The organism is Desulfoscipio geothermicus DSM 3669, assembly GCF_900115975.1.
Taxonomy (GTDB): domain Bacteria; phylum Bacillota; class Desulfotomaculia; order Desulfotomaculales; family Desulfallaceae; genus Desulfoscipio; species Desulfoscipio geothermicus.
Window position 1 is genome coordinate 22414 of sequence record NZ_FOYM01000022.1, and the last position, 11798, is coordinate 34211.

Genomic DNA, 11798 nt, shown 5'->3' on the forward strand with positions numbered 1-11798 from the left:
TTTTGCATCACATTATGCCTCAACCCCTTATTGCATAAAGAATGGGGGATGGTGTCGCATAAGTAGCAAAAAAGCGACACTTGTGGGTGCCGCTCTGATGCTGGTAAGCAATTTAGTCCATTTTTACCATTTTGCGATATAAAACCGAGCGGTGCACGCCCAGTAGCCGGGCTGCTTCTTTTTTGTTATGGTTGGTAGCCGCAAGGGCGTTTAAAATGGCCCTGGTTTCCGCTTCCCTGACCACTTCCTGCAGCGGCCTCACGGCCCGCCCGCCCGGGTTGCCGGCTAATTGTTTTTGCAGACGCTTTTCCAGTACGGGAAAGTCATGGGGGTACAGAATATCCTGTTCACTCAGGTTGATGGCCTGTTCCAGAAAGTTTTCCAGTTCGCGGACATTTCCGGGCCAATCGTATTGTAAAAACAGGTTCAGGGCTTCTTTCGCCAGTCCGTTGACCGCGGCGCGAAGGCGCCTGTTTAACTTTTCAATCAGGTGAGCGGCTAATTCCGGAATATCAGTTTTGCGCTCGCGCAGGGGCGGGATATGCAGCATAACCACGTTCAGGCGGTAATACAAGTCCTCCCGGAACTGTTGTGCCATGATCATCTCTTCCAGGTTGCGGTTGGTGGCCGCTATCACCCGCACGTCCACCAGCACCGGCCCGGTGCCGCCGATACGCTCTATTTCCTTTTCCTGCAGCACGCGCAGTAATTTGGCCTGCATGGACTTGTTCATGTCGCCGATCTCATCGAGAAAGATGGTGCCGCCCTGGGCGAGTTCAAACTTGCCAAGTTTGCCGCCCCGCCTGGCACCGGTGAAGGCTCCCTCTTCATAACCAAACAACTCGGATTCCAGTAATTCCGTGGGGATGGAGGTGCAGTTGACCCGCACGAAGGCCCGGTTTTTGCGGGGACTGGCGTTGTGGATGGCGTGGGCGAACAATTCTTTCCCCGTGCCGCTTTCACCGGTAATGAGCACGGTGGAGGAGGTCTGGGCCACCTTATGCACCTTTTGCTTCAGCCGGAGCATCTTATCGCTGTGGCCGATGATATCACCAACGACGTATTTGGCACGCCGCTGCTGGTCCAGTTCCGCCCGGTAGCTGGCCAGTTCTTTTTCCAGTTGCTTGATTTTCTTGGCAAATTCCATGGCCAGGGACAGTTCATCCTTAAACATGCTCCTGCCAAGTACGCCGATGATTTGCCCATCCTTAAGTATGGGCAGTCGGGTTACCGCCAGCTGATGTCCTCGGATGGTCCAGATGTCGCCGAAGTGGGGCTTGCCCGTCTTGAGCACTTCCAGCAGGCGGGTCTGCGGCACCACTTCCAGGATGGGCCGGTTGATTAATTCTTCCGGTTTATAGCCCAAAAAGTCGGCGTATTCATAATTGATCAGGCGAATGATACCCTGAGTATCTATAAAAATGGTGGCTTCGTTGGGGTTTTCCACAATTGCTTTCAGCAGTTCTTCCCTGGTCAGGGAGGAGTAGTTTTTGGGGTCAGCCAATCCAGTCACCTCTTGACTTAACATTTCGACAATTTATGCCGAAACCCTGCGTGACCGGCTGTATTAATTTTCATTCACGGCTTTGCAGCATGACGCCGGTGACCACCAGGGCGCCGCCCAGCAACTGCCAGCCGGTCAGGGTCTCCTGCAGCAGCCAGAATCCCAGCAGGGCGGTGGAGACGGGTTCAAAGGTGCTGATAATGGCGGCGCGGGAGGCGCCGATTATCTCCACGCCCCTGAATAGCGCAGCCAGGGACAATACTGTGCAGATCAGACCCAAAAACAGCACGGCCTCCCAGGCCTGCAGGTTGAGTGAAAAGTTTAATGCCCCCTTTATACTTCCCAGGCCCAGGAAAAAAAGGGCGACGATACCGGTCATGTAAGCGTTGTAAACAGGTACCGGAATATCTGCAAGCAGCCGTGTGCTGCCTACCAAAAAGATGGCGTTCATTACGGCGGCACCCAGGGCCAGTATTACCCCCCGTGGGTCCAACCCGTGCACCGGCTGCCCTAGGATAACGGTGCACCCGGCCAGGGTCATAAACAGGGCGGTCATTTTACGCCAGGTAAGGGGTTCTTTTAATAAAAAGTAAGACAGTAGGGTGACGATGGTGGGGTAGACGTATAAAAACAATATGGCCATGGCTGCCGGTATGTACTTGAAAGCATAAAACAGGCAAAGCACGGTTACCGACTGGCCGCCCAGGGCCAGCGCTGCCACGGAGGTAATCCGGCTACGGCTTAATTTCCAGGGGCGCTTGCTGATAATCATTTCCGCCCAAAAAAAGAACGCCGCGACGGCATAGCGCAGGAACAGGGTGGTCATCACTCCGGCCCCTTCCCGGTAGGCTATCTTAGCGGCTATGGCCTCGGTGCTCAGGCTGATGGTGGCCACCAGCACCAGCAGGATACCCGTAGATTCCTTTCCTTTTTTTTCTGTCGTAATTGTTTGTGTCATTTTAGCCCCCGCCCGGCTGGTACATATGACCAGTATATTTTTTACCAGATAATCATAGCACTGTCCCGGGCGGGGTGCAAATACTAAATTGTTATCCCCATAAAATGGAAGCCAGATGTATTTACAGAAGGCTGAATTATGGTAAAATAAAGTAATTGATTGTTGCTGGCTTGATAATTGTATAAGTTTTAATTGTTAAGGGGGATTTAAAGTGAAAAATTATCCTTCCGAGCATAATTCACTGGGGACCATCAGGTATAACGAAGAAGTGCTCAGGACAATGGTAAACATGGCCCTTTCTGAAGTGGAAGGGATTTCCGGCGTTGATGGCCGTGGTTCCGGTAATATCCTGGGGCGTAAAAATTATACCCATGTCAATAAAATCAATGTGGAAGAAAACAAGGCGGTCATTGAGCTGTCCATTGTTGTGGAATACGGGCTGCTTTTACGGGACGTGGCGCAACAGGTGCAGCAGAAGGTGCGGGAGAGAATAGAGTCAATGACGGACCTTAAGGTCGAGGCCGTGAATGTAACGGTGGCCGGCCTCGACCTTAAGGAGTAAACATTTTGCGGGGCTGGTAGTTCCCCGCAAGTGATGTATCGTAGCGCCGGTAACGGGACTTGGCGAAGCCGAGGATGCCGGATTGGCGGGACGAATCGCGTAGGTATAATAATCATGGCAAGCCAAATGAATGCGACAGTTAGTGACGAACTCAATATAACTAACATATTGCACGCATTATGCAGTACCGCCAAATCCGGCCCGAGGCAAGCCATAGTCCCGTCGGCGCGGAGATTCTGAATGCAGCGGGGAACAACCAGCCCTGTAAGTATATGCAGTCTTTACGGCATCACGACTATATTCGTCGCTACCGGGCGTTCCTTGCCGTCGGAGGGGCGATTGAGCACCTCTCCATTGAAAACGAAAGCGCTGGAGCCGCCGCCGTCCAGGTTGTACGCCTCGATTACGCCCAGCTCGATTAATTTTATCTGTAGGTGCTCCAGGGTGACCCCGCTGCTCCAGTCGGACTGGCGGCCATCTACAACAATCAAGATCAAGTCGTCATTGCCGTATTCCCCGATGATGGTGCGCGGTTCCTTTTTGTGCTGCCATTTTTCGGGGATGGGCAGCGGCTTGCGATTTTTTATCAGTGCGGGCACAAAGCTGACCCCGGCCACGGGCCGGTGCTGCATCAGCGCGTCTTTTTCATAAAAGATGCCGCCTAAAAGCTCGCCCTCGTTGTCCACGCCGGCAAAGAAAAGGTCCTTGTGGGAAGGCTTGAAACCTCCGACCAGCTTGCCGTTGACCACGGTATTGCCGATGGGCAGGGTATACTCTTTGCCGTCCTGCATCATGCGAAAGAAACCGCCTCCATTGATGCCCAATATTGCGCCGGTGCGTTTTACCGCCGCGCTGGTGATTTCACTTTCACCCAGCTTGCCTTTACCCAGCACCACTTTAAAGGCGCTGGGGTCAAACAGCTTGATTTTGGCGATGTAACCGCGGTAACCCAGCTCCTTTAACTGGAAAACCTTGATTTCCACCCGCTCCGACCGGTGTTGGCCGATGGGTGGCCCCAATCTTTCCAGAATGCGCTGTTCGTATATGGCATCGGACAGCTTTTTTTGCGTACCGCTCTTTTGCGCCAGTTCTTTTAAAATGCGTTCGTGTTCCGCAAACTGGCGCTGCTGTTCCGCGGCCGTTTGCCGGATAAAACCGATGTTTTTTTCCATGGCCAGGGCTTCATTATTAAAAGCCGTCATGACCGGTTCCAGCTTTTCAAAGGGCACGGGAAGCAGGCCGTCGTTTTCGTACAGCGCCAAATAAGCTCCCCCCAGCAGTCCGAGAAAAGGCACCAAAAGGGCAATAAAGAAGAAGTTAATAATCCGCATTGCCTGACTCCTTTAATATATTCAGGCTTTTTTCCAGGTTCCTCAATTGCTCGTCCAGTTCGGTGATCCGCTTGTTGACTTCTTCGCTGGCGGAACCGGTGCTGGACAGGGTTTTATCGGTTTGGGCCAGCGCTTCTTCAATGTCATTCATTTCAGTGCGCAGGGATTGAATTTGTTCTTCCAGGGCCTGTACGTTCAGGGCGTTGGTTTCCTGAATCTCCCGCACTTTTTGCTCCACATATTCCCTGGCCTGCCAAAATCCCGCCGTTGTCAACCCCAGCCATAACAACACCAGCAGGGCGATACCCAGCACTCTTCCGGCAGGGGGTCTTGGCCGTTGCTTTTCTTGTGTCAATTTTTCCACCTCAAATATTTTTATAAAAAATCCATCCCTACAATTCGTTGTGTGATTTTCGTTTTCCTGCCATCTTTCGCATAAACCGACAAGTTTTTGTCGCCTGTCATTGCCGCTGTGCATAAAGTAGTATTAATAATCAGTCAATCAAGAGGTGGTTATATTGCCGGCAGTAGTGGCCATCAGCGACCTGCACCTGGGCGAAGAATCTTCGGCCGCCAATCCGCTGCTGCGGGAAGCGGTTCCACCTATCTTAAAGGACCGTGCCGAGTTTAAAAACCCACCGGTCAACACAACTCCGCTAAAATTAAATAAACTGCTGCATGGTATTGCCCGAGAGGCCGGCGGTATATCGGACCTGGTGCTGCTGGGGGATATAGTGGATCTTTCCCTGGCCTCGTACAGCAATTGCGCCCTGCAGGCCCGAGAATTTTTTCGGCAGGTCCTGGGGGGGGTGCTGCCCGGGGCGCTGGTCTGGGTTCCCGGTAATCACGACCACCACCTGTGGGTTCAGGCGTGCGAGGAAGAGTATATTGAGGCGCCCCTGCGCGAGGGCAGCCTGCCTGGGGAGTTTGCCAGGATTACCGGTCCGGGTAAGGGAACAGGCGCCATGAACCGGCATAACAGGGGAGTGCAGTTTTTGCTGGGTCTTTTGCCCCCGCACGTACGGGACCGGTTCTGGCTGGCCTACCCCAATTATGTGACCGCCTGCGGGGGAGGAAATTTGCTTTTTCATCACGGGCATTTTTTTGATCAGAGCATGTCCTGGATCGGCACCTCGTTGGTGGAAGCGCAAAACCTGTCCGAACTGGAGATATTTAACGCGCCTTACCTGGATTTTATCTTTTACGGCAGCGGTCAGTCGGGCCGCCTGTCCGAACAAATCGAAAACATATACGAAGAAATCCGGTGGGCTTACGAGCGCCTGGGGATTGTACTGGATTTTATTACCTTGAAAAAGTTTTTAAAGTGGTTGCTGGGGCGTTTAAAAAAGGGCGGCGACCGGGGCACCGAACTGGACAAAAAAATGGCCGGGCGCATCGCCAGGTATCTGGGATATATCCAGCGGGAAAGGGAGACGGCCCCCGCCTTGTACCCCGCTGAATTCAGCCTGGTGTTCGGGCACACCCACCGGCCGCTGGCGGGGGGGCGGGTGGAAAACTACCCGGTCTATAACACCGGCGGCTGGACTGTGGATGAATTGTGGCCCGGGCCGGACAACCTGCGCACCGGTGTCTTCATTGCCGTCCCCGGGCGGGAATTTATCGTGCAGGGGATAGAGCTTGACCGGGAGATTTATGATTTTTGCCACAATCTGAACCACGCTTACCGGGAGGCTGTTAAGTTTGACCCGGGCGCCCCCGGGTGAAATTCCCGGCCGGGTGGCAAGGCGTTGGACAGCCGTATCAAGCAGTGTCAATTGACAATTGTTTTGCTTATTCTGTCCTGGTTTTTGTTGCAGTCGTCGCCCGAATAGCCATTCCTGAGAGTAGGGATTATTGTTCGGAATCTCCGGGCTCGGATGACTCCTTGTCGGGTTCAGCTACCTCGGCCGGTTTAAACCGTTCCTGGTCCACGTCGCCCAGCTTGCCGGTTTTAATTTTATCCGGGGCTTCTTCCGGCTGCACCTCGCTTTCATCATAAATCAGCGGGTAGCCGGTAAGCGGAGTATGTTTAAAACCCTGGGAGCGTACTTTTTCCGCTTGTTCGGCCGTCAACGGTATTTTTTCCCCATTGGGCAGTAAAATCTTGATCATGTTGCTTCACCTCTCTCGGTTTGTTTGGTAACTTAAAAAATTAAGAATTTGTTTCCAATAAGGCGCATGGCGGGCATAAGGCGCTAAAATATCCCCGGAACAATTGTTTGGGGACTTGCCTGTATTGCTGCGCGGCGGTAAATTGATACTCATATTATGTGAAAAGTTGACGGGAAATACCCGAATTGTCGTATGGGAGAGGTGAATTGTTTTGCGGGATTTGGGCGGCGTGGTGATCCGGGCGCGTAAAAACAAGCAGTGGAGTCAGCGGAAACTGGCCCAGGTAACCGGGTTATCCAGATCTTTTATTAATGATATTGAACGTGGCCGCAGCACGGGCACTTTGCGTACCTGGGTGACATTGGCCCGCGCCCTGGGTTTTTCGCTTGATGAAATATTTTTGGGCAAGCGGTAAACCGGTCGGTTGAATTGTTTTTACACGCGTAATTTTCTCAATAGGCAAAAATTTTTACCATTCGGGGGGAATTGCAAACATACCGCTTGTATCAGGCGTACGATGATACAAACGGAGGTGATCAGGTAAGGCCATGAACAGGCATCTGTTTTTTACCATTACGGCGTGCGTAATTACGGGCTTGACCCCCTTGATTTTTACCGAAAAGGACAATATTTTGATGTTTATTTCCATAGCCCTGGCTGCGCTTTTTTTGCAGGTTTACTGGCGGGATATTCTGGTGCAGGCCCTGGTTGTCAGGGGGCGCCTGGCCGTTAAAAGCGGCGATTACAAAAAACTGCGGGACAGTTACGAAAAAATTCACAGGTTGCTACCCCGCAGTTTTGCCGGAAAGATGGCCATGGGGGTGATTCATTCACTGCAGGAGAATTGGGCGCATGCCGAGTCATATTTCAGGCAGGCCATTTATTATAAGCCCGGGAACCTGTATGCTTGTTTGAATTTATCTGTGGTACTCTTGCGCAGGGAACACTATCACGAAGTTATAAAATTGCTGAAGGCGTTGATTTTTGCTTATCCGGGGTCCATTCAGGCTTACAAGCTGCTGGCCGAAGCCTGTTATGGCCTGGGCAGGTTGCATGAAGCCTGCCATTACTTGAAAGCCGCCCGTTTAATTGATTGTCGCGACCCGGAAATTCAAAGATTTATCAGCATCATTGAGCAGGAGATCGACCAGGCTGCCTAGCTGAAAAACCGCGGGGTTTCAACCGCGGTTTTCTTATTGTTGGAAAGTATACGCAAAAAGGGGACTGGTTCCGTAAAAGGGGACAGGCACCGATTCGTTTTGTAAATCGGTGCCTGTCCCTCTTTTACGGTGCCTATCCCCTTTTTATTCTTGTGTGGGAGGCGGTTGATCCCCATAAACGCCCCGCCGGCATGTGGCATGGAATACACGGGATATTCGTCCCTACCGGGAGAAGGATATGCATGGCGCGTTTTTTTTGCACATCTTATCCAGAACATGTGTTCCACAGGGTGGGTCTGTGCCTTTCCTGTGTCACCCTCCGGCAAAGCCCGGGCACCCACCTGGTCAAGGCGGCGCCAAGCACCTGTTTTTACAATATTTTTCGGAATGCACTGAAAAAGTGGACGCGCATCACGAACTTTGGCCAATTCCTACTTTACAAACAAATGTTTGAGTATTAAAATACAAATTGACCGGACAGAACAATTGATCTGCAGATCCCTGGACAGCCTGCCAGCCGGTCACGGGTTGTTCCTGGGAAATGCGAAACAGTGAAAGGAGGGGAGATGGCAATGGCAGTCAACAATGTGGCCACCGGTACGGTGCTGCGCATGCAGTTTCAAACCGGAGTGGATGCAAACGGCGATCCCGTGTACCGGAGTAAAAACCTGTACAACGTCAAGCCGCAGGCAACTGACCAGGACCTGTTCGACGTGGCCAATGCCCTGGCGCAGCTGCAAAATTACACGCTGGCAGCAATCATGCGTATTGACAGCGCCAGGCTGGAAGAAGTTGTAGGTTAGCAGAAAAACCGGTTAATTTATTTATCTATTAATTAAATTGAAAAGGAGGTGGAATAATGGCGGAAACCACCCAAACCCTGCGTTTGGTGTTTAAAAACCAGGCGGGTTCCAACTACACCATCAGCCTGGACGAGCCCAAGGACACCCTTACCGGCGCGGACATCGAGGCGGCCATGGATACTATCATCGCCCGCAATATTTTGACCACTTCCGGCGGCGACTTGGTGGCCAAGTACGACATCAAGATCATCGACCGGACCGTCAACGACCTGTTTGACCCGGCACCCTAGTAGCAGATGGGGGAGGTTCATCCTCCCCCTAATTATTAGGCATTGACTTCGTTCGCGCGGGGAGCATCAGGAAAAATTATAATACTGTTTTAAGGAGAAATGCTAATGGAAGAACTGTTGAAAAATATTGCCAATGTTGGCTTTCCCATAGCTGTGGCGGCTTACCTGCTGGTGCGTATTGAAAACCGTCTGGATAACCTGTCGGTCAGTATTGGTGAACTGGCCCGGGCGGTCAGTGAAATGCGGGAGGAGATATAGATGAAACATAGTTATATCATCGTGCATCATACCGGCGCAGAGGAAAAGGATGCCGAACGGGTGCGCCGGTATCATCTTTCCCTGGGCTGGCGCGATGTGGGGTATAACTTTGTCGTAGAAAGGGACGGGCGTGTGGTGAACGGGCGTTCACTGGACATACCCGGCGCGCATTGCCTGGCGGCAGGCATGAATCACCGGAGCATCGGCGTGGCTCTGATCGGTAACCTGGACAACCACCCGCCCACCAGGCCCCAGGTTGAAACCCTGCCGTCTTTACTGTGGTCGCTTGCGCACAGGTTTGGCATCCCGACGGAGCATGTACTGGGCCACCGGGAAGTGCCCGGGGCGGCCACGGCCTGTCCCGGGCGGTTTGTAGATATGACCGCATTGCGCCGGGCGCTGGGCGGCCGGGCAAAAGCGCCCCAACCGGACGCACCGGTATCCGGGGGTCGGCGCGATGCTCCGGTTTTGCCGGAGATACCCGCGCCGCTCCTGTGGCGTGTGCAGGCCGGCGCCTTTCAGAGCCGGGAGGCGGCGGAGCGGCAGGCCCGAAGGCTGCGCGACCTGGGCATCGACGCCCTGGTGGTGGCGCCGGAAGATATATAATTTATAATCATTACCGTTAGCGGTGAGAAAAACACCATGGCCAGGGCCAAGGCAATGGAGATGTTTTTACCGCTTACGCCATGAGGCAGCGCCACCGTTTCAGGGATGTGTGATGGACATCATTTTAGTTTGTACTAAAACCCCAGCGCTTCCATGATACCCTGCAGTGGCTCCAATAGGTCTTCTTTTCCCGGTTCCCAAATCGGCGGGCAGTCCTTTAATTGTTTTTCCCCCAGTATCAGCTTAGCGGCAAAAGCCAGACAGGTGGGCTCGCCGCATAACCGGCAGCCGGACTGTTTGGGCAGCCAGCCGTATATCTCCAACGGTGTGGGTTTGGCCCTTCTCTCGTACATGGGTTTTATTTTGTCCTTATTGGCGTAAGTGTCATTAATCAATTTTTTTACCCAGTCGGTCAATTCGTAAGCGTCTGTGCTGCTGAGCGCTTTGGCCACGGTCAGCTCCATGGGGTAAAGGGTGAGTAGTCTTTGTTCTTTGGTAAATGTTAGAAGTTTGCCATCGTGGTTATACACAGCATTTTTAATTACACTATTGAGGTAGGGCATCACTTCCGTAATATCGTCGGTCAGCCTGGCCTTGAACCTGATTCTGTTCGGCACCACGATACAGGGCTGAATATATTCAATATCAATATCCCTTAAAAACAAAATTATTACCTCCTTCCTTAACTGATTGATGAGTTAAAGCGCATGATCTCCTTTAAGGCCAGAACTAAATCGTCGACATCCCGGGCGGTGTTGAAAACGCCAATGCCCACTCGCACCGTGCCCCGGTCAATGGTGCCGGTGGTCCTGTGGGCCAGGGGAGCACAATGCAACCCGGCTCGAACCATGATGTCATATTTAGTGTCCAGCAGATAAGCCACCTGCTCGGGTTTCAGGCCCGGCAAATTAAAGGATATAACTCCCACTTGCTTGGATGCGTTGAGGGGGCCGTACATTGTCACGCCGGTGAGGCTGCGGAATTTATCCAGGGCGTAGCCGGTTAATTCCATTTCATACTGTCTGATCTTTTCGACACTTTCATTTAGTATATAATCCACACCCGCGCCCAGCCCGGCAATGCCTGCCAGGTTCGGAGTACCGGCCTCAAATCGGTCTGGCAAATTGTCCGGCTGGTCATCTCTGAGGGATTCACCGCCCGTACCGCCGAACTTTAACGGGTTTATATAATACTTTTCATTAATATATAATCCCCCGGTACCGGTAGGTCCCAGCAGTCCCTTATGCCCGGTGAAAGCCAGGAGGTCGATGCGCATGGCTGCAACGTCAATGGGATAAACGCCCGCTGTTTGCGCTGCGTCAACCAGTAAAGGGATGTTTTTTTGCCGGGTCAGTTCGCCAACCTGCTCAATAGGCATGACGGTACCTGTGACATTGGAAGCATGTAATAACACAACCAGCGCCGTATTCGGGCGAATGGCGGCGGCAAGTTTCTCCACTTCCAGGTACCCCTCGGGTGAGCATGGCACAGCTGTAATGGTGATGGCCTTTTCCTTTTCCAATTGTTTCAGACAGCGCCATACCGCATTATGCTCCATGCCGGTGGTGACCACATGGTCGCCGTTTTTTAAGATGCCCTGCATAGCCAGGTTCAGCGACTCGGTCACGTTGGCGGTAAATACAATGCGGGACGCATCTTGAATATTGAATAACCTGGCCAGGGACTTGCGGGTCTGAAAGGCTATTTTATCGGCCTGCAGTGCCTTGCGGTAGGCCCCTCGCCCGGAACTGGCCCCGATGTTGCGCAGGAAGTTGTCCACGGCCCGGTACACGGCTTCCGGTTTTGGGAAAGAAGTGGCGGCGTTGTCAAGGTATATGGACAAGGCAATCCCTCCCTTTATGCACCACAAGGGTGCTACTTAATCACACTTCACTTACGCCTTTGAATCTCATTTTCCGCCAACAGCACCAGCTGGGCGGGGTCCAGACTCCGGCCGTCTTCAATTACCGGTTCGATAAAATAACTGCAATATTTAAATAACTCGTGGTCTCCGGGCTTAATCAGGCGTCCGGTAACATAGCACAGATCGTTGACCCGCAGGCCGCAATTGGCACAGCCCCTCATAAATACACCTCCCGTAGCGTGCTAATAAGGTGAAATAATGGCACTCGCGTTCCGTCTCCGGCGTTTGGGGTATCGTCAGGTAATGGTACTTCATACAGCGTAGCCGGTCATTCTCCCGCTTGGCGATAC

At 52.6% G+C, this 11798-nt stretch carries 16 protein-coding genes; 8 read left to right on the top strand and 8 right to left on the bottom strand.

Annotation, left to right across the window (positions count from 1 at the left end; translation table 11 throughout):
- Window positions 1-112: 112 nt before the first annotated feature.
- Both BM299_RS12990 and BM299_RS12995 read right to left on the bottom strand, forming a co-directional pair.
- Window positions 113-1504, bottom strand: a complete 1392-nt coding sequence (locus BM299_RS12990) for a sigma-54 interaction domain-containing protein (protein WP_245779772.1) — start codon at window positions 1502-1504, stop codon at window positions 113-115.
- Window positions 1505-1574: 70 nt separating this feature from the next.
- Complete coding sequence (locus BM299_RS12995; RefSeq protein WP_092485017.1) at window positions 1575-2462, bottom strand: DMT family transporter; 888 nt, start codon at window positions 2460-2462, stop codon at window positions 1575-1577.
- 211 nt (window positions 2463-2673) lie between these two features.
- Between BM299_RS12995 and BM299_RS13000 the strand changes: the two genes are divergently transcribed.
- Window positions 2674-3024 (top strand): Asp23/Gls24 family envelope stress response protein, encoded by a 351-nt coding sequence (locus tag BM299_RS13000; RefSeq protein WP_092485020.1) that lies wholly within the window; start codon window positions 2674-2676, stop codon window positions 3022-3024.
- A gap of 281 nt (window positions 3025-3305) precedes the next feature.
- On the opposite strand, the gene BM299_RS13005 is transcribed toward BM299_RS13000, so the two are convergent.
- Together BM299_RS13005 and BM299_RS13010 are read right to left on the bottom strand one after the other, a co-directional pair.
- Window positions 3306-4355, bottom strand: a complete 1050-nt coding sequence (locus BM299_RS13005; protein ID WP_092485023.1) for a phosphodiester glycosidase family protein — start codon at window positions 4353-4355, stop codon at window positions 3306-3308.
- Window positions 4342-4710 carry a hypothetical protein gene (locus BM299_RS13010; protein ID WP_092485026.1) on the bottom strand — a complete coding sequence of 123 codons (369 nt, stop codon included), beginning with the start codon at window positions 4708-4710 and terminating at the stop codon, window positions 4342-4344. Before BM299_RS13010 ends, BM299_RS13005 begins: the two co-directional genes overlap by 14 nt.
- 163 nt (window positions 4711-4873) lie before the next feature.
- Between BM299_RS13010 and BM299_RS13015 the strand changes: the two genes are divergently transcribed.
- Window positions 4874-6079 (top strand): metallophosphoesterase, encoded by a 1206-nt coding sequence (locus BM299_RS13015; protein WP_165608315.1) that lies wholly within the window; start codon window positions 4874-4876, stop codon window positions 6077-6079.
- A gap of 127 nt (window positions 6080-6206) precedes the next feature.
- Here BM299_RS13015 and BM299_RS13020 read toward each other — a convergent pair whose 3' ends face one another.
- Window positions 6207-6467 (bottom strand): hypothetical protein, encoded by a 261-nt coding sequence (locus BM299_RS13020; RefSeq protein ID WP_092485031.1) that lies wholly within the window; start codon window positions 6465-6467, stop codon window positions 6207-6209.
- Between the two features lie 211 nt (window positions 6468-6678).
- On the opposite strand from BM299_RS13020, the gene BM299_RS13025 reads away from it, so the two are divergent.
- The 6 genes from BM299_RS13025 to BM299_RS13055 all read left to right on the top strand — a co-directional run bounded on the left by BM299_RS13025 (window position 6679) and on the right by BM299_RS13055 (window position 9584).
- Window positions 6679-6882 carry a helix-turn-helix transcriptional regulator gene (locus tag BM299_RS13025; protein WP_165608316.1) on the top strand — a complete coding sequence of 68 codons (204 nt, stop codon included), beginning with the start codon at window positions 6679-6681 and terminating at the stop codon, window positions 6880-6882.
- A gap of 133 nt (window positions 6883-7015) precedes the next feature.
- A complete protein-coding gene (locus BM299_RS13030; RefSeq protein ID WP_092485039.1) occupies window positions 7016-7627 on the top strand; it encodes a tetratricopeptide repeat protein in 612 nt (203 codons plus the stop codon).
- Between the two features lie 572 nt (window positions 7628-8199).
- Window positions 8200-8430: a DUF1659 domain-containing protein gene (locus BM299_RS13040; protein ID WP_092485044.1), complete on the top strand. Its 231-nt coding sequence runs from the start codon at window positions 8200-8202 to the stop codon at window positions 8428-8430.
- A gap of 56 nt (window positions 8431-8486) precedes the next feature.
- On the top strand, window positions 8487-8720 hold the full coding sequence (locus tag BM299_RS13045) for a DUF2922 domain-containing protein (RefSeq protein WP_092485045.1): 234 nt from the start codon (window positions 8487-8489) through the stop codon (window positions 8718-8720).
- A 105-nt stretch (window positions 8721-8825) separates the two neighbouring features.
- Window positions 8826-8978: a YvrJ family protein gene (locus tag BM299_RS13050; protein ID WP_092485047.1), complete on the top strand. Its 153-nt coding sequence runs from the start codon at window positions 8826-8828 to the stop codon at window positions 8976-8978.
- A complete protein-coding gene (locus tag BM299_RS13055) occupies window positions 8979-9584 on the top strand; it encodes an N-acetylmuramoyl-L-alanine amidase (RefSeq protein WP_092485049.1) in 606 nt (201 codons plus the stop codon).
- A gap of 134 nt (window positions 9585-9718) precedes the next feature.
- Here BM299_RS13055 and BM299_RS13060 read toward each other — a convergent pair whose 3' ends face one another.
- From BM299_RS13060 to BM299_RS13070, 3 genes are read right to left on the bottom strand one after another with little or no spacing between them, the layout of a single operon-like run.
- Window positions 9719-10249 carry a (Fe-S)-binding protein gene (locus tag BM299_RS13060; RefSeq protein ID WP_092485051.1) on the bottom strand — a complete coding sequence of 177 codons (531 nt, stop codon included), beginning with the start codon at window positions 10247-10249 and terminating at the stop codon, window positions 9719-9721.
- Between the two features lie 17 nt (window positions 10250-10266).
- Window positions 10267-11427 (bottom strand): aminotransferase class V-fold PLP-dependent enzyme, encoded by a 1161-nt coding sequence (locus BM299_RS13065; RefSeq protein ID WP_092485054.1) that lies wholly within the window; start codon window positions 11425-11427, stop codon window positions 10267-10269.
- Window positions 11428-11474: 47 nt separating this feature from the next.
- Window positions 11475-11669, bottom strand: a complete 195-nt coding sequence (locus BM299_RS13070; protein WP_066633234.1) for a hypothetical protein — start codon at window positions 11667-11669, stop codon at window positions 11475-11477.
- Window positions 11670-11798: the final 129 nt, after the last annotated feature.

What these genes read in the sequence shown, in the direction of transcription:
- BM299_RS12995 (WP_092485017.1), bottom strand. Translation starts at nt 2,462, where the DNA reads ATGACACAAACAATTACGACAGAAAAAAAAGGAAAGGAATCTACGGGT.
- BM299_RS13005 (WP_092485023.1), bottom strand. Translation starts at nt 4,355, where the DNA reads ATGCGGATTATTAACTTCTTCTTTATTGCCCTTTTGGTGCCTTTTCTC.
- BM299_RS13020 (WP_092485031.1), bottom strand. Translation starts at nt 6,467, where the DNA reads ATGATCAAGATTTTACTGCCCAATGGGGAAAAAATACCGTTGACGGCC.
- BM299_RS13030 (WP_092485039.1), top strand. Translation starts at nt 7,016, where the DNA reads ATGAACAGGCATCTGTTTTTTACCATTACGGCGTGCGTAATTACGGGC.
- BM299_RS13040 (WP_092485044.1), top strand. Translation starts at nt 8,200, where the DNA reads ATGGCAGTCAACAATGTGGCCACCGGTACGGTGCTGCGCATGCAGTTT.
- BM299_RS13045 (WP_092485045.1), top strand. Translation starts at nt 8,487, where the DNA reads ATGGCGGAAACCACCCAAACCCTGCGTTTGGTGTTTAAAAACCAGGCG.
- BM299_RS13050 (WP_092485047.1), top strand. Translation starts at nt 8,826, where the DNA reads ATGGAAGAACTGTTGAAAAATATTGCCAATGTTGGCTTTCCCATAGCT.
- BM299_RS13055 (WP_092485049.1), top strand. Translation starts at nt 8,979, where the DNA reads ATGAAACATAGTTATATCATCGTGCATCATACCGGCGCAGAGGAAAAG.
- BM299_RS13070 (WP_066633234.1), bottom strand. Translation starts at nt 11,669, where the DNA reads ATGAGGGGCTGTGCCAATTGCGGCCTGCGGGTCAACGATCTGTGCTAT.